We start from the raw sequence: 26,869 nt of genomic DNA on the forward strand, positions 1-26,869 counted from the left end.
TATATACCCCCCAGGGGTATCACTTGCAAGGCCGGAGCGTGGCAATGAACGACGCGGAACACGAGCACCATCACAAGCCGGAAACACATTCCGGATGCGGCTGTTCCAGTAAGGGTGCCCCGGTCGACAAGCCCGCGGCTGCGTCCTGCTGCGGCGCGCACGGCGATCACGCGCATGACCACGGCGCCGCGGCAAAAGTCCGCGATCCCGTCTGCGGCATGACGGTCGATCCCGCGACGTCCAAGCACCGCTTCGACCATCACGGCGAGACCTTCCATTTCTGCTCGGCCGGCTGCCGCGCCAAATTCGCCGCCGACCCCGCAAAATATCTCGCCAAAGAGAAGACACCCCAGCCCGAGATGCCCGCAGGCACGATCTACACCTGTCCGATGCATCCGCAGATCCGCCAGGCCGGACCCGGCACCTGCCCGATCTGCGGCATGGCTCTGGAGCCGGAAGTGGCAAGTTTGGAGACCGGCCCCAATCCTGAGCTTGCCGACATGACGCGGCGGTTCTGGATCGGCGGCGCGCTGGCGCTGCCGGCCGTCGTGCTGGAGATGGGCGGCCATCTCGCGGGCCCGCACAACTGGATCGATGCGACGCTGTCGAACTGGATCCAGCTCGTCTTCGCCACGCCCGTGGTGCTGTGGGCCGGCTGGCCGTTCTTCGTCCGCGGCTGGCAGTCGCTGCTGACGCGCAACCTCAACATGTTCACGCTGATCGCGATGGGCACGGGCGTTGCCTATCTCTACAGCCTGATCGGCACCATCGCGCCGCAGATTTTCCCGGCCACCTTCCGCGGCCACGAAGGCGCGATCGCGGTCTATTTCGAGGCGGCGGCGGTCATCACCGTGCTGGTGCTGCTCGGGCAGGTGCTTGAGCTGCGCGCCCGCGATGCGACGTCGGGTGCGATCAAGGCGCTGCTGCAGCTCGCCCCCAAGACCGCACGCCGCATCGATGCTGAGGGCGGCGAGCACGAGGTCGAGATCGACGCACTTCATGCCGGTGACCGCTTGCGCGTGCGGCCGGGCGAAAAAGTGCCGGTCGACGGCGTCATTCTGGAAGGCCGCTCCTCGCTCGACGAGTCGCTGGTCACAGGCGAATCCATGCCGGTGACCAAGGAGACGGACGCAAAGGTGATCGCCGGCACGCTCAACCAGTCCGGCAGCTTCATCATGCGCGCCGACAAGGTCGGGCGTGAGACGCTCCTGTCGCAGATCGTGCAGATGGTCGCGGACGCGCAGCGCTCGCGCGCGCCGATCCAGCGTCTCGCCGACCAGGTCGCGGGCTGGTTCGTGCCGACGGTGATTGCGGTCGCGGTCGCTGCTTTCGCGGCCTGGGCCTGGTTCGGGCCGGAGCCGCGGCTGGCCTTCGGCCTCGTCGCCGCCGTCAGCGTGCTGATCATCGCCTGCCCCTGTGCGCTTGGCCTGGCGACCCCGATGTCGATCATGGTCGGTGTCGGCCGCGGCGCGCAGGCAGGCGTGCTGATCAAGAACGCCGAGGCGCTGGAGCGGATGGAGAAGATCGACACGCTGGTGGTCGACAAGACCGGCACCCTGACCGAGGGCAAGCCCAAGGTCGTCGCGATCGTGCCGGCCGCCGGTTTCGCGGAAGACGACATCCTCCGCATGGCCGCCAGCGTCGAGCGCGCCAGCGAGCATCCTCTGGCCGATGCGATCATGCGCGCGGCGAAGGAGAAGCAGCTCGCGCTGGGCCAGGTCGAGCAATTCGATTCACCGACGGGCAAGGGCGCGACCGGCAAGGTCGACGGCAAAACCATCGTGCTCGGCAATGCCAGATATCTGACGTCGATCGGCATCGACACCCAAGCACTCGATGGCGAGGCCGAACGGCTGCGCGGCGATGGCGCGACCGTGATCAACATGGCGGTCGACGGCCGGCTTGCCGGCCTGTTCGCGATCGCCGATCCGGTCAAGGCTTCCACGTCCGAGGCCCTGAAGGCACTGGCAGCCGAAGGCATCAAGGTCATCATGCTGACCGGTGACAACCGCACCACGGCCGAGGCCGTCGCACGCCGGCTCGGCATCGCCGATGTCGAGGCCGAGGTGCTGCCGGATCAGAAGAGCGCGGTGGTGACAAAGTTGCAGAAGGCCGGCCGCAGCGTCGCGATGGCCGGCGACGGCGTCAACGACGCGCCGGCGCTGGCCGCAGCCGAAGTCGGCATCGCCATGGGCACCGGCACGGACGTGGCGATGGAGAGCGCCGGCGTCACGCTGCTGAAGGGCGATCTCACCGGCATCGTGCGGGCGCGAAAACTGTCGCAGGCGACGATGAGCAACATCCGGCAAAACCTGTTCTTCGCCTTCATCTACAACGCCGCCGGCATTCCGATCGCGGCCGGAATTCTCTATCCGACCTTCGGCGTGCTGCTCTCACCGATCATCGCCGCGGCCGCGATGGCGCTGTCCTCGGTCAGCGTCGTTGGAAATGCGCTGCGGCTGCGGGCAACGCGGCTGTGAGCGAGCGCCCTCTCTCTCGCACCGTTCACGAAACGCGGTAAGATGCGCGTAGTCCGGATTGCGCTTCGCTCCATCCGGGCTACCACATCATCGCCGAACGCGGCGTGCGTTATGGCCGCGTGGTGATGATCCCGACGGGGGACAGCAAGCAGGCGAAGGCACGGAAGCAGGCGCACCGGCATGAGTAGATTTGCCGCGCAGGCGGTGCGTTCCCCTCTCCCCTTGTGGGAGAGGGTGGCTCGCCGCGAAGCGGCGAGACGGGTGAGGAGTATGTGTCCGCGACTACTCCTCTTCGAGCTCGCGGAGAGCCACCCCTCATCCGGCGCTTCGCGCCACCTTCTCCCACAAGGGGAGAAGGGAAGAGCGTTCCACCCTGCGGATTTAAGCCACCTTCGCCGCGCTCCCACCCGGCAATCCCGCCCGGGCGAGGCCGCCGTAGAGCTGCTCATTCGGCATTTCCTCGCGCAGGATGCTGCGCACCGCGATCAATTTCTCCAAATCGATGCCGGTCGCAAAGCCCTTGCTCTCGCACAGGAACACGAGATCCTCGAACACGACATTGCCGGTCGCGCCGGGAGCGAAGGGGCAGCCGCCGAGGCCGCCGAGCGAGCCGTCGAGGATACGCGCGCCTTCGTCGAGCGCCGCGGCCGCGTTCGCGATGCCCATGCCGCGGGTGTCGTGGAGATGGATGCAGATCGGCTTTGACCCCGCGAGCTTCACCGCGGCGCGCGTCAGCTCCGCCACCTGCTTCGGCCCGGCATAGCCGACGGTGTCGGCGATGCCGACGAAATCGACACCGGCCTCCAGGCATTTGTCGACCAGCCGCAGCACTTCTGCAGGGTCGACCGCCCCGGTGATCGAGCAGCCCAGCGCCATCGAGATCGCCGCGTTGACCAGCGGCTTGTGGCTGGTGGCATCGCGCAGCTCGCACAGGCGTTTCAGATTGGCGATGGCGGACTCGCGCGAGCGGTGCGCATTGGCCTGGCTGTGCTCTTCCGTTGCCGAAACCACGGAGGCGATTTCGCCGACGCCTGACGCCAGCGCCTCGTTCACGCCGCGTTCGTTGAGCGCAAGCGCGATGCCATGCGCGCCGGGCAATGAAGCGACGGTCGCGACGACGTCGCGAGCATCGACGAATTGCGGAAACGTCTTTGCCGGCAGGAACGAGCCGACCTCGAAATGCCGCACACCGGCGGCATATTCCTCGCGCACCCAGCGTTGCTTGGCTTCGGTCGACGGAATTTTCTTCACGAGCTGGAGCCCGTCGCGCAGGCCGACTTCGCGCAGGCTGACGCGTTCTGCGGGGTAAATCTCCTGAATCCGGCTCATGCGCGCCTCCCTGTTGTTTTTGACGTGACATCTTCGTTTTGATTGTCGATCTCGGCGCGAACCGCAGCAGTATCGGCGCCGAGCGGCGCGACCTTCAGGCCTTCGCCGATATGGTTCCCGTTCCATTCGATCGGCAGCGCCGGCACCCGGAACGGCTTGCCGTCGGCGGTGACATTGTTGACGAGGCCGCCCGGCCGCAGCACATGCGGATCGGTGAAGAGATCCTCGGGCCGGTTGATCGGAGAAAAGCAGATGTTGAGCGCATCGAGCCTCTGCGACAGTCTTGCCACGTCCCACTGCCTGATGATCCCGGCCGCGCGCGGAATGATCCGCCCACGCGCCAGAATGCGATCGGTCGTGGTGCGCAAGGCGGGATCATCGAGGAATTCAGTCAGGCCGAACTCGCGGCAAAAGCTCTGCCAATGGCCTTCGGTGACGACGCCGATGAAGATGCGCTCGCCGCCGGCGGTCTCGAAGATGTCGTAGATTGGCCAGGCATGCTCGCGCTCCGGCATCGAGCGCGGCTTGTTGCCGGTCATCTCGTATTCGACCATGTGCTGGGCGACCAGGAACAGGCAGTTCTCGAACAGGCCGATGCGGATGTCGGCACCGTCACGTTGTCCCCCGCGCTTCTGATAGAGCGCCGCGAGGATCGCAATCACGCCGAACATGCCGCCCATGATGTCGTTGGCGGACGAGCCGACACGCTGGGGCTTTTCGCTGGTGCCGGTCATGGCGGCAAGCCCCGCCATCATCTGCACGACCTCGTCGAGCGCGGGGCGGTGCTCGTAGGGACCGGAGAGGAAACCCTTGTGGCCGGCGATGATCAGCTCCGGATGCCGGCGGCGCAGTTCGTCGGCGCCAAGCCCCTGCTTCGCGAGCTGGCCGTCGCGAAAATTCTCCAGGAACACGTCGGCCGTCGCCAGCAGCCGGTGCATGGTGTCGAGATCCTCAGGCTTCTCGAAATCCAGCACCACGCTGCGCTTGCCGCGGTTGAACAACGGGAAGAAAGCGGTGCCCATGCCTCCCAGGCTCCGGGTCTTGTCGCCCGCGGGCGGCTCGACCTTGATCACGTCGGCTCCGAGCTGCGCCAGGATCATGCCGCAGGTCGGGCCCATGACCATGTGGGTCATCTCGATGACGCGCACGCCTGCAAGCGGCAATCCGGCCGCCGATTCTTCCATCGCCATATGCGCCTGTTCCTTTGCCCGCCTGGTTCCGTTTGCTCGCCAGCCTAGGCCTTCACAGGCATTCTGAAAATATGTCTCGCTCAACGTGGTGTGACCCTCTCCCCGTGAGAACGGAGAGAGGGGAGAACGTCGTCCGGATCACGCCGCCAGCAGAGTCTGCAACGCCGCACCATCGGGGACGCCGAGGCCGGTGCAGGGATCCCAGCCGGAGCCGGCCTTGTACATGCCGTGCAAATCGCCGGTGATGTCGTTGTTGCCGGCCGTGATGTCGCGGAACGCGCCTTGCGCGTGCGAGGCGTAGATCAGCGGGTTGATGAAGCCGACGGTCTTGCCGAATTTTTTCATCGTGGCCTCGTTGATGCGGGCGATCAATCCGGCCATCAGTGGCGCCACCGCGCTGGTGCCGCCGATCGTGGTGCCGACGCCATTGAGGAAGATCTGATAGCCGGTGGCGGGATCGGCATCGCCGGCAACGTCGGGGACGCCGCGTCCGCTCCGATGCGCCGGCGATTTCGGCACGTGCGCGTGAGCCTGGTATTTCGGCTGCGCGAACATGACGCTGACGCCGCCACCGCCCGCACCGCCCTGCGGCCCGCCGTTCCAGACCACCTCGTTGATGTGGCCGTTTGTCGCCTTGAGATTGGTGCCGCCGCAGGCAAGCGCGAAGGGGCTCGAGGCCGGGAAATCTGCATGCGGCTTGCCGTCCCAATCTTCGCCCATGTCGGCCGAGCCATTGTCGCCCGAGGCAACACAGACGGTGACGCCCATCGCCGCGGCATCGCGGATTGCCTCGTTGAGGCCGTCGACGAATTGCTGCGAGCCCTCCTGGTCTTCCGGTCCGCCCCAGCTGATCGAGATCACCGAGGGTTTTCGCGCGCTGTCGTGGACGGCGGCCTTCACCGCGTCGATGAAGCCGTTGGTGGTGTTGGGCGCGAAATAGACCACGATCTTGGCACCCGGCGCGATGGCGCCGGCGACCTCGATGTCGAGCACGACCTCGCCGTCCGCATCGGAATGGCCTGGCTTGTTAGCGCCGCCGTCGACGCTCGCGGGCGCGATCTTCGGCATCGGGATGCCCGCCTTCTTGAAGAAGGTGCGCAGGTCCGAGGTCTTGTAGCCGGCACCGGTCGGATGGCCCTTCTGGTCGATATCGTTGAGCTCGATGATGGCGATGCACTGGCCGGCTCCGGTCTCGCCGCCCGGGAAGTTGTAGAGCTCTGCGATCTGCTCGACAGAGAAGCTGCCGCCCTGCGCCGCGCGCGGTCGCACCCTTCGCGGCGATCTTGCGCCGGAAGTGCGGCTGCGCCACCGGACGGTTGTCGAGGCCATGAACGCCGACGACGATATTCTCGAGCTCGGCCGGAATCTGCACGCTGCCCTTGCGCATGCGATAGGTCGCGCCCTCATGCCTGACCTTGTTGAGCTTGACGCCGAAGGCTGCGCTGAGCGCCTTCACCGTGCCGGTCAGCTTTACCGTGCGGGACGCCAGATGCACGCTCTTGACGTTGAGATCGTGATGGTGTGCGAAATCGTCGATTTTGGCGACGTCAGCGGGGTCAGCGCCCATCTCCTCGGCGAACTCGGCACGCGAGAGATATTTTCGCTCGCGCGGCAATTGCGCGCCCAGCGCCATCACCTGCTCGTCGTCCGCGCGCTTGGCACGCAGGCGGACGCTGATCTCGATTTCCTGCTTGGGATCGGCCGCGCCGACGAGCTTGGCGCCTTTCGGCAACTTCCGTGCGCTGTTCATCAACGCAACACGCTTGGTCGAGATTGCCATGACTTCCTCCGTTTGTGATTGGAACGTGGATTGTCGCACCTCAACTATAGGTGTAATCTCGGAGACTGATTGGTTCAGGCATTAAGCGACATTTTTTCAAAAAGACCTCTTGTTTGGCAGGACAGAACCTCAACAGCCTCAAAACGGCGCGGAATTGGTCAGCGGTCACGACCATTCGACATCTAGAATTGCGATTTAAGATTGCACGCGCCGGCTCACTAGGGCGGGTAACGGAAGACGTTTGTCAAAATCAATTGGCGGAGACATGCGATGCTGGCTGACCGGCAATGGGTTGAGCGAAATCTTGGTTTCGATCCGATCACGACGCCGCCGCCGCGCGAGACCTTTACGGTGAAGCGCATGGCCGATGCCGCGGTGAAGAAGACCGCGAAAGTCGAGACGGAAGACTTTCGGCGTGAGATCATCGATTTCGATTCCGAATCGACCGAGGGCCGCGCGTTCATGGCGTTCTCGACCTCGACCGGATTGTCGCGTTTCACCGACATCACCTGGCCGAAGGGGCTGGCGCCGCAGACCGGACCGAAGCCGAAGGGCAACGGCAAGGGACCGCTGCCGCGCGCCGACGTGCTGGTCGTGACCTGGACCGTCGACGAGGGCCACGCGCTCAGCCGCGTGCTCACGCCTGGCAAGGATTCGCGCAACGACTACGTGCCCTACACGCACAATTACGCGACTATTTCCAAGAAGATGCGCAACGGCTGTCCGGCCAGGGAGCTGAAGCGGCTCGGCACTTATTGGACCACGACGATCGGCAAGAAGAAGGTCGTCATCTTCAAATCGGATTCCCACATGTCGCAGGACGGCCCGGAGCTGCCGAACAGCGACGTCTGGCGCCAGATCATCACCGAAGTGCAGCCGACGCTCGTCATCACCACGGGCACGGCCGGCGGCATCGGCAAAGAATTCGAGGTCGGCGACGTCGGTCTCACCGATCGTGCGTTTCGACTGCCTGTCGAAGTTCAAGAAGCAGCCTTTCGCGCAGGAGCACTTTTCCAGCAGGTCCGCCGTGACGAAAAAATTTGCGCAGGCGAGGACGCTGTTCAAGGCCAATGCCGGGCAATTGCCAAAGGACAACACCAGGCTGCCGAAGATCTTCGTGGCGAAACCGAGCGGACTGTCGTCCTCCGTGGTCACCACTGACTTCTTCGGCTTCGACACCTCGGACGACCATTTCCATCTCCAGGGGCTCGGCGACGTCTCCGAGATGGGCGATGCCATCCTCGGCCTCGTGGCGCAGGAGATGGGCGACAAAGCACCGCGCTGGCTCGCGATCCGCAACGTCTCCGACCCGCAGATCAAGGCCGAGGGTACCCTGAAGCAGCAGGAGCAGCTCGCGGCTCAGATCTACAAGGGTTTTGGGCCATCACCTGCTGGGCCAGTATCGCGGCGGAGCCTTGAGTCGCAGCCGGAGCAAGGTCAGCCTCCCTTGCCGAAGTGGCCCGGGGTGTCTACCTCTCGCGGGTGATTTCGTGAGAGGTACTCCCATGCTGGATGCCGCCGTCAAGGCGCTGTCGCAAATGATCTCGCCGCCGATGCGCTCGATCCTGTGGCGGTCGATCGGCGTCGCACTGGTGCTGATCATCGTGCTGGCGATCGGCTTGCAGCGGCTCCTGAGCTGGTTTGCGACCTATGGCGAGGCCTGGCTGGAAGGCCTGCTCGGTCCGGGCTGGCACTCATCGCTCGAGGTGTTGTCCTGGATCATTTCGATCGCCGCGGGCTTCGGCGTCGTGTTCGGGGCTGTGTTCCTGATGCCCGCCATCACCTCGCTGGTGGCGAGCCTGTTCGTCGACGACGTCGCCGACATCGTCGAGCGCGAGCACTATCCGGCGGAGCGGCCGGGCGTCGCGCTGCCGTTCAGCCAGGCGATCTACGAGGGCGTCAAGACCGCGCTGCTGACGATCCTGGTCTATCTGGTCGCGCTGCCGCTGGTGCTTTTCGCCGGCGCCGGTTTCCTGGTCTTCTTCCTCGCCACGGCCTGGCTGCTCGGCCGCGAATATTTCGAGCTCGCGGCGATGCGGTTTCGCTCGCCGGAGGAAGCCAAGGCGATGCGGCGCGACAATGCCGCGACCATCTTCACCGCGGGCCTGTTCATCGCAGCCTTCGTCGCGATCCCGATCGTCAATCTGGCGACGCCGATCTTCGCCATGGCCTTCATGGTTCACATGCACAAGCGGCTCTCAGGCCCGCGACCCGAACTGATCGAGCCGGCGCGGCAGATGCGGTGACGGTGACTACTTCAGCGACACCCCGCATCTGCGCAACAGCATCCTGGCGAAGCCGAACGGCGCCGGCGTGAACGGGCCGGGCGGGGCACGGGTAACAAGCGCGACGACGCCGAGCGCGGCCATCGCCACCCAGAAGCACAGCCAGAAGCCGTCGATATAGGCGAGCACATTGGCCTCGCGCTGGACGAAGCCCGCGAGCGTACCGACCGCGCGTGCCTGTGCCGAGCCGGCACCATGGGCCGCAAAATGGTCGGCGAGCTGTTTCAGCATGCGGACCACATCGACGTCGCCGACGCCGAGATTCTGGCCGAGATAGAAGGAATGGATCTGCTCGCGGACGCGCAGCCACGTCCCCATCAACGCCACGCCGATCTCGGCACCGCCGAGCCGCATGATCTGGATATAGGCGGCAAACGAGGTCGCGCGGCTCGGATCGGAATTGGACAGCAGCGTGATGATCAGCGGCAGCAAGGTCAACGACTGCCCGATCGCCTGGAGCAGCACGATGCCGGCGAAATCCTCACGCGCCCAATCATGACTGAGCTGCGTGCCCCAGAGATTGGCGGCGGCGAAGCAGGCAAATCCCACGACCACCACTGTCCGCGTATCGAAATGCCGCAGCAGCCAGATCGAGAGCGGCACCAGCACGAACATCGGCAACGCGCCGTAGGTGAGCAGCAGCAAGCCACTCTGCTCCGGCCTGAGCAGGGCGATGGTGGCGAGGAAGTTCGGCACCAGCGACGCGTTGGACAGGCTGGTCAGCGTGTAGAGCAGGATCAGGACCAGCCCCAGGCCGATATTGCGCGAGAACAGGACGTTCACATGCGCCCAGGGCTGCCGCACCAGGGATTCGTTGACGAGAAAACCCGCGACCAGCACCGCGCCGGCAATGATCAACGCCATCACGGTCCCCGATCCCAGCCAGTCCAGCCGATTGCCCTGGTCGAGCCCGGCATAGATCATCGAGACGCCGGCGCCGAGCAGCAGCATGCCACCCCAATCGGCCTCGCGCAGCAAAGCGCGATTCACCGGTTCGTTCGGCGTGCCCCAATAAACCATCAGGCCCATCAGCGGCGCGATCAGCACGCTCTGCCAGTACAGCCATTGCCAGCCGAGATGGTCGACATAGAAGCCGACCAGCGCGCTCGAGGTATCCAGCGCGAAGCCGACGCGGATCGAATAGATCGAGATCGCCGGGAGCCACCAGCGGATCGGCAAATTGCGGAACACGATCATCAACGTCGCCGGCACGAAGGTGCCGAGCAGGAGGCCATGCACGACGCTGAGCGCGAGCAATGTCGGATAGTCGTGCACGAACGGGATGATCAGCGAGACCGCGGCATAGACGAGGCTCGGGATACCGAGCACGCGGCGCAGGCCGAATACGGTGGCAAGCCAGGCCACCGCGGGCGCGATGAAGATCTGCGAGCCGATGCCTGCTGTGGAGAGCCAGGCGCCCTCGTCGAACGAGAGCGAGAACGCGCCGCGCAGGTCCGGCAGGCCTATTGTGGTCAGGCGGCTGTCGAAATTGGCGAGGAACGAGCCGAGCAGCACCGCCGCCACCGCAAACAAGGGCTGCGGCGCGACGCCGCCGCGCGAGAGCGGCCCGCGACTGGAATCGTCATTTTCCGCCATTGCCGGCCTTGGTGTCGATGCTGGTGACGACCGACATGCCCGGCACCAGCCGCGCCAGCAGCGGCTGGTTGTCGTCGAGCTGGATGCGCACGGGAATGCGCTGCACGACTTTGGTGAAGTTACCGGTTGCGTTGTCCGGCGGCAGCAGCGCGACCTGCGCGCCGGTCGCGGGCGCAATGCGCTCGACCCGGCCGCGCAGCTTCTCGCGCGGGAAACTGTCGACAGTGATCTCGACTGGCTGGCCCGGTGCGACGTGGGTCAGCTGGGTCTCCTTGTAGTTCGCGATCACGTAGACCTTCGGCAACGGCACAACGTTGATGAGATTGGTGCCGATGTTGACGTAGTCGCCAGGCTGGACCTGCCGCTCGCCGACGACGCCGTCGAACGGTGCCGATATCTTGGTGTAGCCGAGCTTGAGCTTCGCACTCGCCAGTGTTGCCTTGGTCGCTTCGAGATCGGCGGCGCGCTGCTTCCTGGTGCCTTGCAGCACCTCGAGCTGGTGCTGCTGGGCCGCGATCACGGCGCGGCTCGCGCGCACGTCGGCCTGCGCCTTGGCATAGCCTGCGACCGCCTGCTCGAACCGCTGCCGCGTGCCGGATTCGGTCTGCGACAGCGACTGCTGGCGCTCCTGCTCCTGCCGCGCCTCGACCTCCACGGCTTCGGCCGAGAGCCGCGCGGCCTGCGCCTGTGCAATCGTCGCATATTGCAGCTCGATCTGATTGGCCAGATTGTCGAGCACGGCTTGCGCGGCGGCGACCGCCGCTTCGGACTGCGCGACTTGCGCCTCATAGTCGGCAGGATCGATCTGGATCATGAGATCGCCGGCCTTGACGCGCTGGAAATCGGTGACCCCGACGGTCAGCACTTCGCCGGAGACGCGACTGGCAAGCCGCGTCAGCTCGGCGCGCACATAGGCGTCGTTGGTGGTCTGGACCGCCGAATTGCCGACCCATTCGTCGAAGCGCTGCGTGGCCAGCGCGACGAAGCCGAGCGCGACGATCACCGCGAACAGCGGAATCGCGAGCCGGCTCCACAGTGAACTCGCTGGTCGCTGCGTTGGCTTCGGTGGCGGCGCCGGTGTGGCAGCAGGTGGTGACGGCGAGATTTGTTCCTGCTGACTCACGCTAGACTCCAAAAACCACTTTCCCGAACGCTATTTTCAGACCGTCTTTTCCGGCCACCGGCAGAGATCGTTGATCAGGCAAACCTCGCAGCGCGGCTTGCGCGCGAGGCAAGTATAGCGGCCATGCAGGATCAGCCAATGATGGGCATGCAGCATGAACTCGGCCGGGATCACCTTTTCGAGACCGAGCTCGACCTCCAGCGGCGTCTTGCCGGGCGCAAGTCCGGTCCGGTTGCCGACGCGGAAGACATGCGTGTCGACTGCCATGGTGTGCTCGCCGAAGGCCATGTTGAGCACGACATTGGCGGTCTTGCGCCCGGCGCCGGGCAGTGACTCGATCCCGGCGCGCGTGCGCGGCACCTCGCCGCCGAACTCGCTGAGCAGCTTCGCCGACAGCGCAATGACGTTCCTGGCCTTGGTGCGATAGAGCCCGATGGTCTTGATGTACTCGCGCAGGCGTTCCTCGCCGAGGTCGAGCATCTTCTGCGGCGTGTCGGCGATCGCAAACAGCGCGCGCGTCGCCTTGTTGACGCCGGCATCGGTCGCCTGCGCCGACAGCACCACGGCGACCAGCAGCGTGAACGGATTGACGTGCTCAAGCTCGCCTTTGGGCTCCGGGTTGGCTTTGCGGAAACGGCTGAAGGCCTCGCGGACTTCTGGCGGCGTCCAAGGCCTCATGGCCTTGAGGGATTTCTTGCCGGGGGCCTTGGGCTTCGCGGCGGCCGCCTTCGCCTTTTTCTTCGGCACGGACGTTTTGCGCGGGGCCGGCTTGCGGGTGATTTTCGCCATGATCGGGATATACTGAGGGACGATGAGCACAGGCAATGAAATTGCGCGCGAACGATCGGGAAGCGAGGCTGAGCCTCAGATCTTTTCCGCGCGCCTGACGCCGCACCGCTCGCTGAACCGCACCGGCTTCCTCGCGGTGATGCTGTTCCTGAGCGCCGTCAGCTTCGTCACCGGCCTCGTCTTCCTGATGATGGGCGCGTGGCCGGTGTTCGGCTTCTTCGGCCTCGATGTGCTGGTGATCTGGTGGGCCTTCAAGGCCAATTTCCGCGCGGCGCGGGCCAGCGAGGAGATCGTGGTCACGCCCTCTGAATTACGCGTGCGGCGCGTCAGCCAGCACGGCCAAATCGTCGAATGGACATTCAATCCGCTCTGGGTCCGGCTGGACATGGAAATCGACGAGGATTTTGGCATCGAGCACCTCTATCTGATCTCGCGAGGTCACCAGATCCAGATCGCCCGCTTCCTCGGACCGGATGAAAAAGCAAGTTTTTACAAGGGTTTGGTTGAGGCATTAAATGCCGCCAGGCGCGGTCCGACCTACAATCCGGTGACCTGATTTGCGGATCGGAAATCGGGTGGTTTCGCACCCTGCCCTCTCCTACATTTGTCGTCATGATGACACTCGCGATACATGACCAGCGCCTGGCCGGGCCGGGCTCCCAGAACGCCGCGATGCGCGACTATGATTCCGTGCGCCGGGCGATCGCCTTCATTTCGGAAAACTGGCGCGCGCAGCCGACCATCGAGGCGATGGCGGATGCGGCCGGCGTCACCCCGGACGAACTGCACCATTTGTTCCGCCGCTGGGCCTCGATCACGCCGAAGGCGTTTATGCAGGCGCTCACGCTCGATCACGCCAAGGGCTTGCTCAGGGATTCCGCGAGCATCCTCGATGCGGCGCTCGACTCGGGCCTGTCGGGTCCGGGGCGCTTGCACGATCTCTTCGTCACGCACGAAGCGATGTCGCCGGGCGAATGGAAGAACGGCGGCGCGGGGCTGATCTTGCGCTATGGCTTTCATCACTCGCCGTTCGGCACTGCGATCGTGATCGCGACCGATCGCGGATTGTCGGGACTTGCTTTCGCCGATCCCGGTGAGGAACAGGTGGCGCTTGCCGATATGACGCGGCGATGGCGGAACGCAACTTACGTCGAGGATCACGAAGGCACCGCACCGCTGGCGCAGCGCATCTTCGACACAAAGCTCTGGCGGCCGGACCAGCCGCTGCGCGTGGTGATGATCGGCACCGATTTCGAGGTCCGGGTGTGGGAGACGTTGCTGAAGATCCCGATGGGCCGCGCGGTGTCCTATTCGGACATCGCCTGCAACATCAACAGCCCGAAAGCCTCACGCGCCGTCGGCGCCGCCGTCGGCAAGAACCCCGTGTCCTTTGTCGTGCCCTGCCACCGCGCTCTCGGCAAGAGCGGTACGCTCACCGGCTACCACTGGGGCATCACCCGCAAGCAGGCGATGCTGGGCTGGGAGGCCGGGCAGCTGGGGATGCAGTAAGACTGTCATCGGCAAAGTTTCGTAGGGTGGGCAAAGGCGCGCACTTCGCGCGCCGTGCCCACCATCGTTCCGCAATCGCTGCTGCATGGTGGGCACGCTACGCTTTGCCCACCCTACAATTCTGCGTGCTTAGCGCGGCCTAGCCGCCCCTCATCTTCAGCCCGCCAGATCCAGCTTCGAGGCCACCGTCGAATCCGCATTGAGGCGGTAGATGATCGGCACGCCGGTGGCGAGCTCGCGCTTCAAAATGCCTTCGGGCGAGAGCTTTTCCAGCACCATGATCAGCGCGCGCAGCGAATTGCCGTGGGCGGCGACCAATGTGCGCTTCCCGTTGAGCACGCCGGGCAGGATCTCCTGCACGTAATAGGGCAATGCGCGCGCGAGCGTGTCCTTCAGGCTTTCACCGCCGGGCGGTGGCACGTCGTAGGAGCGGCGCCAGATCAGCACCTGGTCCTCGCCCCATTTCTTGCGGGCGTCGTCCTTGTTGAGCCCCGAGAGATCGCCATAGTCGCGCTCGTTCAGCGCGAGGTTCTTCGTCGTCGGCAGGCCCTTCTGGTCGAGCTCGCCGAGAATGAGATCGAGCGTGTGCTGTGCGCGCGTCAACACCGAGGTGTAGGCGACGTCGAACACGAGGCCCTGCGCCTTCAGCTTGCGGCCGGCTTCCGAGGCTTCCTTCACGCCGAGCTCGGTGAGATCAGGGTCCTTCCAGCCCGTGAACAGGTTCTTCAGATTCCATTCGCTCTGACCGTGCCGCACCAGCACGAGAAGACGTTCGCTCATTGATTGCTTTCCGTTTAGTTCAAATGTCAGACAGGCCGAGCACGTCGGCCATGGAATAGTGCCCCGGCTTCTTGCCGTGCGCCCAGAGCGCGGCCTTCAGCGCGCCGTGGGCGAACAGCATGCGATCCTCCGCGTGATGCGACAGCGTCAGGCGTTCGAACGGGCCGAGGAAGCTCACGCTGTGATCGCCGGCCGCGGTGCCGCCGCGCAACGACGCAAAGCCGATATCGCCGGGCTTGCGCGCGCCGGTGATGCCGTCGCGGCCGCGATCTGCATGCTCGTCGAGCGCGATGCCGCGGCCGGTCGCCGCCGCCTGGCCCAGCATCAGCGCCGTGCCCGAGGGCGCATCGATCTTCATGCGGTGATGGGTTTCGACGATCTCGATGTCGAAGCTCTCGTCGAGCGCCTTGGCGACGCGCTTGACCACGGCGGCGAGCAGATTGACACCCAGGCTCATATTGCCGGACTGCACCACGACGGCGCGGTTGGTGACGCTCTTGATCACGGCGTTGTCGGAGCCCGATAGGCCGGTCGTTCCGACCACGTGCACGAGGCCGCGCTCGGCGGCGATCGCGACATTGGCCAGCGTCGCCGCGGGCACGGTGAAGTCCAGAATGCCGTCGGCGTCCTTCGACAATGCCCAGAGATCGCCGGACAGTTTGACGCCATTGGCCGGCAGGCCTGCGAGCACGCCGGCATCCTTGCCGAGCAGCTCCGATCCCGGCGCCTCCAGCGCACCGGCCAGCACCGCGCCTTTGGTCTCGGCAATCGCCCGCGTCAGCGCTCGGCCCATCCGGCCGCCGGCTCCAGCAACGATCAAGCGCATGTCGGACATGGTGCAATCCTCTCGCGGTCGTTGTAGCGGGGGGATGCAGTTCCGGCAACCAAGGGGGATTGGGGGCAGGCGGGCTTCCACCCTCCCCTGGAGCGCGGTCGCTTGCGGCCATCCTTCGAGACGCCCGCCTACGGCGGGCCCTCAGGATGAGGTCGGAATCCGTGGCAACAAATTCGACGGGCGCCGATACTGCTTAGCCTCATCCTGAGGAGACCGCGGAGCGGTCGTCTCGAAGGACGAGGCGCGCGCGCAGACCCAGCCTCAGCCGTCCGACGGCTGCGGGCCGTCATAGCCCTCGATGATGATGAGGTCGGCGACGGAGTGCGGCTGGCGCACCTTGATGTTGGCCTGGTATTCCGGCGAGTTGTAGCAGGCGATCGCGGTCTCGTAGTCCGGGAATTCGATCACGACGTTGCGGGTGCGGCTGGCGCCTTCGACGGTGGTGAACTTGCCGGCGCGGACGACGAAGCGGCCACCCCATTTCTTGAAGATCGGACCATTGGCGACGGCATAGGGCTTGTAGCCCTCGTCACTGCTCACGTCGACACGTCCGATCCAGTAGCCTTTTGCCATTGTTCTTCTCCCTGTGTTGTTGGGCTTCTATTTGAGCATGATCTGATCGGAAAACCGCTGCACACTTTGCGCTAACGCGGCCCTTCGGGTCCAGATCATGCTCCGAGTGCCTCGGCGATCTCGCTCTGGATCGCCTCCGCGATCGCCCTGGGGTCCGTGGCTTCCACCACCGGCCGCCCGACGACGAGATAGTCCGCGCCGGCCGCAATCGCGCGGCCCGGCGTCATGATGCGTTTCTGATCGCCGCTCGCCGCGCCCGCCGGCCGGATGCCGGGGGTGACGAGGCTCATCTGGTGGCCGACGATCTTGCGCAAGGCTCCGACTTCCTCGGGCGACGACACCAGCCCGTCGATGCCGAGCACCTGCGCCTGCTGGGCGCGCGCTTCGACGAGCTCGGAGACGCCGAGCCGGAAGCCTGCCGCGTGCAGATCGTCCTCGTTGTAGGAGGTCAAAACAGTGACGGCGAGGATCTTCAGGTTCGAGCTGCCGCGACCTTCGACGGCACCTTTCATGGTCTGCGGATAAGCGTGCACGGTGAGGAAGGTCGCGCCGAGCCTGGTGATGCTGTCGACGCCCTGCGCCACGGTGTTGCCGATGTCGTGCAGCTTGAGATCGAGAAAGACCTTCTTGCCCTTGTCGGCGAGCTTGCCGACCAGCGGCAAGCCGCCGGCATAAGCCAGCCGATAGCCGATCTTGTAGAAGGTGACGCTGTCGCCGAGCCGGTTGACCATCGCTTCCGCGGCGTCAACGCCGGGCAGATCGAGCGCGACGATCAGGCGGTCTTTCGGGGCGATCTCGGCTGGCGTCATGTCACCTCACATCATGCGTTGGGAAATGTCGATCAACTGCCGCACCAGGTCCTTCAACGCGGCGAGATCACCCTCGTGCTTCAGCCTGTCCATATCGTCATAGGCCTGGTCGGCAAAGGCGAGCGTGAGCTGGCTGGCAATCACATTGGCGTGGCAGGAGGTCAGGATCAGCCGCAGCGCCTGCAGCGCGCGAGCCGCGCCGAGCCGGCTCTGCGAGGCGCCGGCGAGCGCGAAGACGCGGTTGCGGAACACCTCGCCACGCGGCTCGTGCAGCTCATGCACGCGACTGACCCAGTCGATCGCGTTCTTCAGCAGCGGCGGCACCGAGGCATTGTATTCGGGCGAGACGATCAGCACGCCATGATGCGCGCCGATCATGCGCTTGAGATTGATTGCGTGTTTGGGCACACCGGACTTGGCCTGCAGGTCGCCGTCATAAATCGGCAGCGGAAAATCGGCGAGCGAGACGCGGGTGACGTCGACGCCGGCCTGGTCGAATGCATAGGCGGCGACCGCTGCCAGCTTCGCGTTGTGCGAGCCGGTGCGCAGGGAGCCGGGAATGATCAGAATTTTCGGTGCGGACATCCGCTTCCATGCGTTCGGCGAAACGAGCCCGCCACGCAAACAGCAATGCCGGCGGAATTAGTCCTTGCGATACACCCAGACGCGGGCCGGCGGAAGGTTCATCCAGATCCGTTCGGAGGCCTCTGTGGACACGCCGGGCAGCGATTTCGGAATCGGCGGCACCACCGCGTAGGTGAACTGGACGAAGGGCGCACCGGGCGCCAGGGCCGTGAAGGCGTCGCGGATCAGCCGCAGCCGCGTCAGCATCGGTTTTGTGACCAGCGGCAGGCCCGAGACCACCGCGGAGGCCGGCGCGCTCAGCACGTTCCACAGCGTGTCGCGCAGGCGATAGGCATCGCCCTGCACCACCTTGGCCTGCGGATAGCGGTCGCGCAGCAGGGCGCAGAAGCCCGGATTGTATTCGACGAGGACGAGACGCTTCTGGTCGACGCCGCGCTCGACCAGGGCCGAGGTGATGGCGCCGGTGCCGGGGCCGAGCTCAACCACCGGTGCGTCCGAATTGACGTCGACGTAATGGGCCATGGTCCGGGCCAGCAGCTTGCCCGACGGCATCACCGCACCCATGTGGAGGGGCTTTTCGATCCATGACCGGAGAAAACGCACCTCGTCATCGAGACGGGGCTTCTTCAACGCACGCGCGGACGATGGCAATGGCATGTCGGGACCGGCCGGGACCGCGTGACCGCGGCGTGTCAGAAAATGGTCATAAAGACGTATAGGCCGAAGGCGGCACGGTCAAGACGCGTCAACTCGCCCGATTACCGAAGAAATCCTTGACCTTGGTGAAGAAACCCTCGGATTCCGGCTGGGTGTTGCCGGAGGAGAGCTTGTCGAACTCGGCCAGCAATTCCTGCTGCTTTTTGGTGAGGTTCTGCGGGGTCTCGACCACGACCTGAACGTACATGTCGCCCATTTGGCGCGAGCGCAGCACCGGCATGCCTTTTGATGCGATGCGGAATCGGCGGCTGGACTGGGTCCCGGCTGGGACCTTCACCTTGGTCTTGCCCTTCTCGATGGTCGGCACCTCGAACTCGCCGCCAAGCGCCGCCGTCACCATCGAGATCGGCACACGACAATGCAGATCGGCGCCGTCGCGCTGGAAGAACTGGTGCTGGGCCAGCGACAGGAAGATGTAGAGGTCGCCGGGCGGGCCGCCGCGGACCCCGGCCTCGCCCTCGCCGGCGAGCCTGATCCTGGTGCCGTCCTCGACTCCAGGGGGAATGTTGACCGACAGATTCCGCTCGCGGGTGACGCGCCCCTGACCCGAGCAGGACGGGCAGGCGTCCTCGATCATCTGGCCGCGGCCCTGGCAGCCCGGACAGGTCCGCTCCAGCGTGAAGAAGCCTTGCGACTGCCGTACGCGTCCGGCGCCGCCGCAGGTCGAGCAGGTCTTCGGCTTGGTGCCGGCCTTGGCCCCGATGCCCGAACAGGCTTCGCAAGTGACCGAGACCGGAATCTCGATCTGCGCGGTCTTGCCGCCAAAAGCTTCCTCGAGCGTGATTTCCATGTTGTAGCGCAGGTCGGCGCCGCGCTCGCGGCCGCCACGGCCGCCGCGCTGTCCGGCCATGCCGAACAAATCTTCGAAAATGTCGGAAAAGGAGGAGGCGAAGCCCGCGCCGAAACCGGCGCCGCCACCGCCGCCCTGCTCGAAGGCGGCATGGCCGTAACGGTCATAGGCGGCGCGCTTGTCCTTGTCTTTCAGGACCTCGTAGGCCTCGTTGATTTCCTTGAACTTGATTTCGCTGGTGTTGTCCCCGGGATTACGGTCGGGGTGAAACTTCATCGCCAGCTTGCGGAACGACGATTTCAGGACGGAATCGTCGGCATCGCGTTCGACTTCGAGGGTTTCGTAGTAGCAGCGCTTGGTGGACGTGGACATGATGAGCTCAGTCTATCCGATCGCGATTCAAGTCGGAGCGAAGCAACGTCGCCATGCAACGATATAGGCAGCCTTCCGCCTCGCGACAGAGGATTGCATGGCAGTGTTCAGAATAACGGCTGGGAATTGATCGATCGTAACGGGCCCAAATTTAAAGCCTTGGTCCGTCGAGCCCGACACGATGGCCTCCCCCGCGAGGGAGGAGGCCGTTGGCGCGTGTGGGGTCCAAGCCGTCCGCATCATCACCCTCGCGGGGTTCAGGCGGACTTCTTGTTGGTCTTGTCGTCGTCGACTTCGGTGAATTCCGCGTCGACGACGTCGTCCTTGGCCGCGTCCTTCTTGGCGTCGGCCTCGGCCTGCTGCTTGTACATGGCCTCGCCGAGCTTCATCGATGCCTGGGCCAGCGTTTGGGTCTTGGCCTTGATCGCTTCGGCATCGTCGCCCTTCAGCGCTTCCTTGAGGTCGCTGACGGCATCCTCGATGGCGCGGCGCTCAGTCTCGGCGACCTTCGAACCGTGCTCGGCCAGTGCCTTCTCGGTCGAATGCACAAGTCCGTCCGCGTCGTTCTTGGCAGTCACGGCCTCGCGGCGCTTCTTGTCCGCCTCAGCATTGGCCTCGGCGTCCTTGACCATCTTCTCGATGTCGGCTTCCGACAGACCGCCAGAGGCCTGGATGCGGATCTGCTGCTCCTTGGACGTGGCCTTGTCCTTGGCCGAGACGTTGACGATGCCGTTGGCGTCGATGTCGAAGGTCACCTCGATCTGCGGCATGCCGCGCGGGGCCGGCGGAATGCCCATCAGGTCGAACTGGCCGAGCATCTTGTTGTCGGCCGCCATTTCACGCTCGCCCTGGAAGACGCGGATGGTGACCGCGTTCTGGCTGTCCTCGGCGGTCGAGAACACCTGGCTCTTCTTGGTCGGGATCGTGGTGTTGCGGTCGATGATGCGGGTGAACACGCCGCCCAGCGTCTCGATGCCCAGCGACAGCGGGGTCACGTCGAGCAGCAGCACGTCCTTGACGTCGCCCTGAAGCACGCCGGCCTGGATCGCGGCGCCGATCGCCACGACTTCGTCCGGGTTGACGCCCTTGTGCGGCTCCTTGCCGAACAGTTGCTTCACGACTTCCTGGACCTTCGGCATGCGGGACATGCCGCCGACCAGCACCACTTCGCCGATCTCGGCGGCGGTGAGGCCGGCATCCTTCAGCGCCTTGCGGCAGGGCTCGACGGTCTTCTGGACGAGGTCATCGACCAGCGCCTCGAACTTGGCGCGGGTGAGCTTCATCGTCAGATGCTTCGGGCCGGTCTGGTCCGCGGTGATGAAGGGCAGGTTGATCTCGGTCTGCGTCGTCGACGACAGCTCGATCTTGGCCTTTTCAGCGGCTTCCTTCAGGCGCTGCAACGCGAGCTTGTCGTTGCGCAGGTTGATGCCCTGCTCCTTCTGGAATTCGTCGGCGAGATAGCCGACGAGGCGCATGTCGAAGTCTTCGCCGCCGAGGAAGGTGTCGCCGTTGGTCGACTTCACCTCGAACACGCCGTCGCCGATTTCGAGAATCGAGATATCGAACGTGCCGCCGCCGAGATCGTACACGGCGATCGTGCCGGCCTTGGTCTTGTCGAGGCCGTAGGCGAGCGCGGCCGCGGTCGGCTCGTTGATGATGCGCAGCACTTCAAGGCCCGCGATCTTGCCGGCGTCCTTGGTCGCCTGGCGCTGGGCGTCGTTGAAGTAGGCGGGCACGGTGATGACGGCCTGGTCGACCTTCTGGCCCAGATGGGCTTCCGCGGTCTCCTTCATCTTCTGCAAGATGAACGCCGAGACCTGCGAGGGCGAGTAGGTCTGGCCGTCGGCCTCGACCCAGGCGTCGCCGTTGGAAGCCTTCACGATCTTGTACGGAACGAGCTTCTTGTCCTTCTCGACCATCGGGTCGTCGTAGCGGCGGCCGATCAGGCGCTTCACTGCGAAGAACGTGCGCTCGGGATTGGTGACCGCCTGGCGCTTGGCCGGCTGGCCGACGAGGCGCTCACCGTCGTCCGTCACGGCGACGATCGAAGGCGTCGTGCGCATGCCTTCGGAATTCTCGATGACTTTGGCGTTCTTGCCATCCATTACGGCGACGCACGAATTCGTGGTACCGAGGTCGATCCCGATGACCTTTCCCATGGTCCTATATCCTTGTTTTTGCGGCAGGCTGGCTGGGCCCAGAAGGCACCCGAACCGAAACCCCCTAAGATCAAACATTCGCGATATTGCGATGGTTGGGGGTCATATAGGAGGGGGGGAGGTGCCTGCAAGGACCGAACGCAAGTTTCGGCCGTGAAAACATTGGGTTTTGGAAGAACATATCCGGGCTGCACCGCCCTTGCGGGTGAGGAAATATTAACAGGTCCCGCGATCGGCCCGCATCCGTCACAGCATCCCGCCCCGCCCTGTTGCGGCCAGACCAAAACCGCTAAAAGGCGGGCAGCCGGCCGGGCTCGTCATCAGGCCGCCTCGCGCGACAAAACGGCCGGCCGGCCACCATCGAACGGCCTCAATGTGAACCAATCAGAGTGCCCATGAAGCTGATCCGCCCCCTCGCCGCGCTCGTCCTCCTCGTCGCCTCTGCGCTTCCGGCTCTGGCTGCCGACGCCGTTTTCCCACCTGGCTTGCGCCTCGGCATGGTGCCATTGGTCGGCCTTAACACGGCCAAGACTTTTCCCGGCTTCGAGAGCGAGGACGGCAGCGTCAAGGTGCTGATCACAGAGCTGCCGCCGGCGGCCTATGGCGAGGTCGTGAGCGCCTTCAACTCCAATCCGGCCGGAGCCAACGGCGTCAAGCAGGACAAGATCGAGACGCCCGCGGGACTTGCCTATTTCACCACCGAGAGCGGCAAGGCCGGCGAGACCCCGGTGCGGCGCTATTCGATGATCGTGCCGGGCGCCGGCTTCTCCGGCTATGTCGCGGTGCAGATTCCCGAGAATGCGGTCAAGATCTACACCGACGAGGCGGTGCGGCAGATGTTTGCGAGCGTCGTCACCCGCAAGCAGGTCTCGGCCGACGAGCAGATCGCGCTGATGCCGTTCAAGATCACCGATCTCGCCGACTTCAAGGACGTTCGCACGCTGGCGCCGGGCTCGAGCATCATCCTGGCCGACGGCGACGAGAGCTCCGGCTATGAATCGAAGCCGTTCATCATCCTCGGCGTGATCGGCGCCACCCCGCAAGCCGCCGACGACCGCGCCCGCTTCGCCCAGGAGGCGGCGCTCCAGATCCCCGGCGTGCGCGAGTCGCGCGTCACCATGTCCGAGCCGATCCGCATCAGCGGCCAGCAGGGGTTCGAGACCCGGATCGACGGCGTCAGCGGCAAGGACAAGACGCCGGTGACCGTGGTGCAGTGGATCCGCTTCAGCAGCGGCGGCGCCTCGCTGCGCATCATCGCCAGCGCCCCGCGCGAGCAATGGCCGACTGCCTTCACCCGCTTCCGCGCGGTCCGCGACGGCATCCAGCCAAAGGGCTAGCAGCATCTGCGCATGAGATGCGCTCCCTCCCCCGCTTGCGGGGGGCTGGGGAGAGGGTGTCGCCGCAAGGGGACAATCCCCCAGAGGATAGAACCCTCACCCGCCGCGCTCTACGAGCGCAGCGACCTCTCCCGCAAGCGGGCGAGGTGCACCGAACCCGCGGCTCAAGCCCAACGACTCACCAAAGCCGGCTGCATTTTCGGGCTTCTGTTCGTATACGAACGGAACTAGGCTCCCCTTCCGTTGAGTTCATCCTGGAGGGAGGCGAATGATGCTGGATCGGCGACAAGTCTTGGCAGCGCTCGGGACGAGCGCGCTCGTGGCGCTCGCGCCAACCGCAATTCTGGCAGCGGCATCGATCAAGCCGGACGATGCATCCGCGCTGCTCGTGATCGACGTGCAGAACTGCTTCCTGCCCGGCGGCAGCCTTGCCGTGAAGGAAGGCGAGCAGGTGGTGCCCGTCATCAACAAGATCTCGAAAGCGTTTTCGAACGTGGTGATGACGCAGGACTGGCACACGCAAGGCCATGTTTCCTTTGCGTCAGTCCACGCCGGGAAGAAGCCGTTCGAGACCGTCGATCTTCCCTACGGCAAGCAGGTGCTGTGGCCCGACCATTGCGTGCAGGGCACCGACGGCGCCGCGCTGTCGAAAGACCTTGCGATCCCGCAGGCCGAGCTCATCATCCGCAAGGGTTTTCACAAGGACGTCGACAGCTATTCGGCCTTCCTCGAAGCCGACGGCAAGACCTCGACCGGCCTTGCCGGCTATCTGAAGGCCCGCAAGATCAAGCGCGTCTTCGTAGTCGGGCTGGCGACGGATTTCTGCGTGGCCTGGACCGCGCTCGACGCGCGCAAGGCGGGCTTCGAGGTCTATGTGGTGGAAGACGCCTGCCGCGGCATCGACAATCAGGGTTCGCTCGCAAAAGCCTGGGCCGACATGGCCAAGGCCGGCGTGAAGCGGATTCAGTCCGCAGATATCGCCGCGAGCGCGTAAGAGACGCAACCGAACTGCCAGACCCTCATCCTGAGGAGCGCGCTTCTTGGCGCGCGTCTCGAAGGATGAAGGCCCCCGCTGCAGCAGCTCGGCCTGCATGGTTCGAGACGGCGCTGACGCGCCTCCTCACCATGAGGATCGATCAGTTCGCAGCGCCGTTCGGCTCGTTGCTGTTGGCGGGCGCGGCCTTGGCGCCGCCCTTGGCGACACCGACCAAGGCGGGACGCAGCACGCGCTCGCCGATGGTGTAGCCGGCCTGCATGACCTGCACGACGGTGCCCGCGGGTACCGACGCATCGGGCACCTCGAACATCGCCTGCTGGAAGTTCGGGTCGAACTTCTGGCCCAAGGGATCGAACTTCTTCACGCCGTGTTTTTCCAGCGCGCTCAGTAGCGAGCGCTCGGTCAGTTCGACGCCCTCGATCAGCGAGGCGAGGCCTGCATCGGCCGCCGCACGGGCTTCGGCCGGAACGGCATCGAGCGCGCGCTGGAGGTTGTCGGCGATGTCGAGCACGTCGCGGGCAAAGCCCGTGACGCCGTAGAGCTTGGCGTCAGCGACCTCCTTGGCGGTGCGCTTGCGCAGATTCTCCATCTCGGCCAGCGTCCGCAACATGCGGTCGCGCGCCTCGGCGGCTTCCTTCTGCAGGAGCTCGACCGAGCCGGGCTCGGGATCGTCGGGCATGATGTAGGGTTTTGACACCACGGGCTCGCCGGCCGCAGCACTCGTGTCTTCGGGTTGCCGGTCTCGATCGGTCATCGGCTCTCTTTTCGCATTCGTCTCAGGGGGTTTCTGGCCCGCATATCGTGCTTCGGACGCCGAAAATCAAGCGCCCGTGATCGGGAGAGACGCAGGTCAGCCCCCCAGGAGCCGGCTGACGATGCGGGCAGCATAGTCCACGGTCGGGATCACACGGGCATAATTCAGCCGCGTCGGCCCGATCACGCCCAAAACGCCGACGATATGGCCGGCGGCATCCCGATAGGGCGAGATGATGGTGGACGAGCCCGACAGCGAGAACAGCTTGTTCTCACTGCCGATGAAGATCCGCACGCCTTCCGCAGTCTCGGCCCGCCCGAGCAGGTCGATGACCCCGCGCTTGGTCTCGAGATCGTCGAACAGCAGGCGAACGCGCTCGAGATCCTCCAGCGCATGCAAATCCTCGAGCAGATTGGCGTGGCCGCGGACGATGAGCTGGCGGTCCTCGTTCTCGCCGCCGGACCAACTGGCGATGCCGGCCGAGATCACCTTGTGCGTCAGCTGATCGAGCTCGGTGCGCGCCTCTCCGAGCGCGGTTTCGAGCTCCAGCCGGGCCTCGGCCAGGGTCCGGCCCCGGATACGGGCATTGAGGAAGTTCCCGGCTTCGGTCAACGCCGAGGATGGAACCCCCGGTGGCAGCGTCAACACGCGGTTTTCGACCTGCCCGTCCTCGCCGACCAGGATCACCAATGCCTTTTCCGGTTCCAAGCGGACGAATTCGATATGTTTCAGCCGCGCATTGGATTTCGGCGTCAGCACGACGGCGGCTGCGCGGGTCAGGCCGGAGAGCCGCGTCAATGCCTCTTCGAGCGCAGCCTCCACCGATTGCGCGTGGCCGACGGAGGTCAACTGGCTCTGAATCGCCTGCCGTTCGCTGTCATTGAGATCGCCGACCTGCATCAGGGCATCGACGAAGAACCGCAGGCCGAGTTCCGTCGGCAACCGGCCGGCGGAGGTGTGCGGGGCGTAGATCAAGCCGAGCTGTTCCAGGTCGGCCATGACGTTGCGGACCGACGCGGGCGACAGCGGCATGGCGATCAGGCGCGAAATATTGCGTGAGCCCACCGGCTCGCCGGTCGCGAGGTAGCTTTCGACGATTTGACGAAAGATGTCGCGGGAACGCTCGTTGAGCTGGGCGAGGCCCGCGCGCGGCGCGATCAGATGGATCGGATCGTGATGGGCCACAGACCGTAACTCCTCTAAGATAAAGGTAATTTGTCTATCCCTGGGGCTTCTGACAAGCGTGGCGTTCGCGGATTGAAAATCCGGGGTGAATAAGGCCTCGATCTTCCCCCTTGCCGCCCACCCTCACCCCACCTACAAGCACCGCCAACAGCCCTTTTCCGAGAGTTTTGGAGGATTTCCCATGCGGCCAAGCCGCCGTGCGCCCGACGAATTGCGCCCCGTGACGCTGGAGCGCGGCGTGGTCAAATATGCGGAAGGCTCGTGCCTGGTGAAATTCGGCGACACCCACGTGCTGGTCACCGCCACGCTGGAAGACCGCCTGCCGCCATGGCTCAAGGGCCAGGGCCGCGGCTGGGTCACCGCCGAATACGGCATGCTGCCGCGCGCGACCTCGGAACGCACCCGCCGCGAGGCCTCCGCCGGAAAGCAGAGCGGCCGCACCGTCGAAATTCAGCGCCTGATCGGCCGCTCGCTTCGCACCATCATCAATCTCGAAGCACTCGGTGAGCGCCAGATCACGGTCGATTGCGACGTCCTCCAGGCCGACGGCGGCACCCGCACGGCCTCGATCACCGGTGCCTGGGTCGCGCTCGCCGATTGCGTCAGCTGGATGAAGGCGCGCAACATGGTCAAGGCCAACGTGTTGCGCGACAACGTCGCCGCGATCTCCTGCGGCATCTACAAGGGCACGCCCGTGCTCGACCTCGACTATGCCGAGGACTCCGAAGCCGATACCGACGCCAATTTCGTCATGACGGGCGATGGCCGCATCATCGAAGTCCAGGGCACCGCGGAACGCGAGCCGTTCACGGAAGCCGAGTTCCTGGCGTTGATGGCGCTTGCGCGCAAGGGCGTCGCGCGTCTCGTGGACTTGCAGAAACTGGCGGTAGCGTAG

Annotated in this window: 25 protein-coding genes and 1 pseudogene; 9 read left to right on the plus strand and 17 right to left on the minus strand. The window is 65.0% G+C overall.

Going from position 1 to position 26,869, the window contains the following annotated elements:
- Nucleotides 1–44 precede the first annotated feature (44 nt).
- Nucleotides 45–2,480, plus strand: coding sequence for a heavy metal translocating P-type ATPase (locus FXB41_RS12475; protein ID WP_219681925.1), 2,436 nt, complete (start codon nucleotides 45–47; stop codon nucleotides 2,478–2,480).
- Between the two features lie 381 nt (nucleotides 2,481–2,861).
- Here the strand turns inward: FXB41_RS12475 and FXB41_RS12480 are convergent, their stop codons facing one another.
- From FXB41_RS12480 to FXB41_RS41710, 4 genes and pseudogenes are all read right to left on the minus strand, one after another.
- Nucleotides 2,862–3,809, minus strand: coding sequence for a hydroxymethylglutaryl-CoA lyase (locus FXB41_RS12480; RefSeq protein ID WP_219681926.1), 948 nt, complete (start codon nucleotides 3,807–3,809; stop codon nucleotides 2,862–2,864).
- Nucleotides 3,806–4,999, minus strand: coding sequence for a CoA transferase (locus tag FXB41_RS12485; protein ID WP_219681927.1), 1,194 nt, complete (start codon nucleotides 4,997–4,999; stop codon nucleotides 3,806–3,808). The genes FXB41_RS12480 and FXB41_RS12485 overlap by 4 nt, the downstream gene beginning before the upstream one ends.
- 138 nt (nucleotides 5,000–5,137) lie before the next feature.
- Nucleotides 5,138–6,268 carry a S53 family peptidase gene (locus FXB41_RS40620; RefSeq protein WP_311985835.1) on the minus strand — a complete coding sequence of 377 codons (1,131 nt, stop codon included), beginning with the start codon at nucleotides 6,266–6,268 and terminating at the stop codon, nucleotides 5,138–5,140.
- A 106-nt stretch (nucleotides 6,269–6,374) separates the two neighbouring features.
- Nucleotides 6,375–6,779: pseudogene (locus FXB41_RS41710) on the minus strand (protease pro-enzyme activation domain-containing protein); the annotation flags it as partial.
- A gap of 270 nt (nucleotides 6,780–7,049) precedes the next feature.
- Between FXB41_RS41710 and FXB41_RS12495 the strand changes: the two are divergent.
- Genes FXB41_RS12495 through FXB41_RS12500 form a run of 3 tightly spaced genes read left to right on the plus strand, consistent with a single transcriptional unit; the run spans nucleotide 7,050 to nucleotide 9,025 of the window.
- The gene (locus tag FXB41_RS12495; RefSeq protein ID WP_246648760.1) at nucleotides 7,050–7,940 is read left to right on the plus strand and encodes a phosphorylase family protein; all 891 of its coding nucleotides are present in this window, start codon (nucleotides 7,050–7,052) and stop codon (nucleotides 7,938–7,940) included.
- Entirely contained in the window at nucleotides 7,897–8,265 is a 369-nt protein-coding gene (locus FXB41_RS40630) for a hypothetical protein (protein WP_246648761.1), read from the plus strand. Before FXB41_RS12495 ends, FXB41_RS40630 begins: the two co-directional genes overlap by 44 nt.
- A 19-nt stretch (nucleotides 8,266–8,284) precedes the next feature.
- Nucleotides 8,285–9,025, plus strand: a complete 741-nt coding sequence (locus FXB41_RS12500; protein WP_219681928.1) for a sulfate transporter family protein — start codon at nucleotides 8,285–8,287, stop codon at nucleotides 9,023–9,025.
- A gap of 6 nt (nucleotides 9,026–9,031) precedes the next feature.
- Here FXB41_RS12500 and FXB41_RS12505 read toward each other — a convergent pair whose 3' ends face one another.
- The 3 genes from FXB41_RS12505 to nth are packed head-to-tail and all read right to left on the minus strand — an operon-like array spanning nucleotide 9,032 to nucleotide 12,572.
- Nucleotides 9,032–10,660: an MFS transporter gene (locus FXB41_RS12505; RefSeq protein WP_219681929.1), complete on the minus strand. Its 1,629-nt coding sequence runs from the start codon at nucleotides 10,658–10,660 to the stop codon at nucleotides 9,032–9,034.
- Nucleotides 10,647–11,783, minus strand: coding sequence for an HlyD family secretion protein (locus FXB41_RS12510; RefSeq protein WP_219681930.1), 1,137 nt, complete (start codon nucleotides 11,781–11,783; stop codon nucleotides 10,647–10,649). Before FXB41_RS12510 ends, FXB41_RS12505 begins: the two co-directional genes overlap by 14 nt.
- A gap of 36 nt (nucleotides 11,784–11,819) precedes the next feature.
- Nucleotides 11,820–12,572, minus strand: coding sequence for an endonuclease III (nth, locus tag FXB41_RS12515; RefSeq protein ID WP_007598509.1), 753 nt, complete (start codon nucleotides 12,570–12,572; stop codon nucleotides 11,820–11,822).
- Nucleotides 12,573–12,594: 22 nt separating this feature from the next.
- On the opposite strand from nth, the gene FXB41_RS12520 reads away from it, so the two are divergent.
- Both FXB41_RS12520 and FXB41_RS12525 read left to right on the plus strand, forming a co-directional pair.
- Nucleotides 12,595–13,128, plus strand: a complete 534-nt coding sequence (locus FXB41_RS12520) for a DUF2244 domain-containing protein (RefSeq protein WP_007598508.1) — start codon at nucleotides 12,595–12,597, stop codon at nucleotides 13,126–13,128.
- A gap of 56 nt (nucleotides 13,129–13,184) precedes the next feature.
- Complete coding sequence (locus tag FXB41_RS12525; protein WP_007598507.1) at nucleotides 13,185–14,081, plus strand: methylated-DNA--[protein]-cysteine S-methyltransferase; 897 nt, start codon at nucleotides 13,185–13,187, stop codon at nucleotides 14,079–14,081.
- Nucleotides 14,082–14,237: 156 nt separating this feature from the next.
- On the opposite strand, the gene FXB41_RS12530 is transcribed toward FXB41_RS12525, so the two are convergent.
- The 8 genes from FXB41_RS12530 to dnaK all read right to left on the minus strand — a co-directional run bounded on the left by FXB41_RS12530 (nucleotide 14,238) and on the right by dnaK (nucleotide 21,701).
- Entirely contained in the window at nucleotides 14,238–14,861 is a 624-nt protein-coding gene (locus FXB41_RS12530; RefSeq protein ID WP_007598504.1) for a 2,3-bisphosphoglycerate-dependent phosphoglycerate mutase, read from the minus strand.
- Nucleotides 14,862–14,880: 19 nt separating this feature from the next.
- Nucleotides 14,881–15,696: a 4-hydroxy-tetrahydrodipicolinate reductase gene (dapB, locus tag FXB41_RS12535; RefSeq protein WP_007598502.1), complete on the minus strand. Its 816-nt coding sequence runs from the start codon at nucleotides 15,694–15,696 to the stop codon at nucleotides 14,881–14,883.
- A 261-nt stretch (nucleotides 15,697–15,957) separates the two neighbouring features.
- On the minus strand, nucleotides 15,958–16,269 hold the full coding sequence (locus FXB41_RS12540; RefSeq protein WP_027566211.1) for a DUF1330 domain-containing protein: 312 nt from the start codon (nucleotides 16,267–16,269) through the stop codon (nucleotides 15,958–15,960).
- Nucleotides 16,270–16,364: 95 nt separating this feature from the next.
- Nucleotides 16,365–17,078, minus strand: a complete 714-nt coding sequence (pyrF, locus tag FXB41_RS12545; RefSeq protein WP_219681931.1) for an orotidine-5'-phosphate decarboxylase — start codon at nucleotides 17,076–17,078, stop codon at nucleotides 16,365–16,367.
- 6 nt (nucleotides 17,079–17,084) lie between these two features.
- Nucleotides 17,085–17,663, minus strand: a complete 579-nt coding sequence (locus FXB41_RS12550) for an NADPH-dependent FMN reductase (RefSeq protein ID WP_007598496.1) — start codon at nucleotides 17,661–17,663, stop codon at nucleotides 17,085–17,087.
- A 57-nt stretch (nucleotides 17,664–17,720) separates the two neighbouring features.
- Nucleotides 17,721–18,320, minus strand: coding sequence for a class I SAM-dependent methyltransferase (locus tag FXB41_RS12555; protein ID WP_007598495.1), 600 nt, complete (start codon nucleotides 18,318–18,320; stop codon nucleotides 17,721–17,723).
- An 88-nt stretch (nucleotides 18,321–18,408) separates the two neighbouring features.
- Complete coding sequence (gene dnaJ / locus FXB41_RS12560; protein ID WP_219681932.1) at nucleotides 18,409–19,542, minus strand: molecular chaperone DnaJ; 1,134 nt, start codon at nucleotides 19,540–19,542, stop codon at nucleotides 18,409–18,411.
- A 257-nt stretch (nucleotides 19,543–19,799) separates the two neighbouring features.
- Nucleotides 19,800–21,701 (minus strand): molecular chaperone DnaK, encoded by a 1,902-nt coding sequence (gene dnaK, locus FXB41_RS12565; RefSeq protein ID WP_007598490.1) that lies wholly within the window; start codon nucleotides 21,699–21,701, stop codon nucleotides 19,800–19,802.
- Nucleotides 21,702–22,096: 395 nt separating this feature from the next.
- Between dnaK and FXB41_RS12570 the strand changes: the two genes are divergently transcribed.
- Entirely contained in the window at nucleotides 22,097–23,038 is a 942-nt protein-coding gene (locus FXB41_RS12570) for a hypothetical protein (RefSeq protein WP_219681933.1), read from the plus strand.
- Between the two features lie 271 nt (nucleotides 23,039–23,309).
- Nucleotides 23,310–24,032, plus strand: a complete 723-nt coding sequence (gene pncA / locus FXB41_RS12575) for a bifunctional nicotinamidase/pyrazinamidase (protein WP_219681965.1) — start codon at nucleotides 23,310–23,312, stop codon at nucleotides 24,030–24,032.
- A gap of 142 nt (nucleotides 24,033–24,174) precedes the next feature.
- On the opposite strand, the gene grpE is transcribed toward pncA, so the two are convergent.
- Both grpE and hrcA read right to left on the minus strand, forming a co-directional pair.
- Nucleotides 24,175–24,789, minus strand: a complete 615-nt coding sequence (gene grpE / locus FXB41_RS12580; RefSeq protein WP_219681934.1) for a nucleotide exchange factor GrpE — start codon at nucleotides 24,787–24,789, stop codon at nucleotides 24,175–24,177.
- Between the two features lie 96 nt (nucleotides 24,790–24,885).
- Nucleotides 24,886–25,974, minus strand: a complete 1,089-nt coding sequence (gene hrcA / locus FXB41_RS12585; protein WP_007598483.1) for a heat-inducible transcriptional repressor HrcA — start codon at nucleotides 25,972–25,974, stop codon at nucleotides 24,886–24,888.
- Between the two features lie 181 nt (nucleotides 25,975–26,155).
- Here hrcA and rph point away from each other — a divergent pair, with 181 nt between their 5' ends.
- Entirely contained in the window at nucleotides 26,156–26,869 is a 714-nt protein-coding gene (rph, locus tag FXB41_RS12590) for a ribonuclease PH (RefSeq protein WP_007598482.1), read from the plus strand.

Source organism: Bradyrhizobium canariense, assembly GCF_019402665.1.
Lineage (GTDB): Bacteria > Pseudomonadota > Alphaproteobacteria > Rhizobiales > Xanthobacteraceae > Bradyrhizobium > Bradyrhizobium canariense.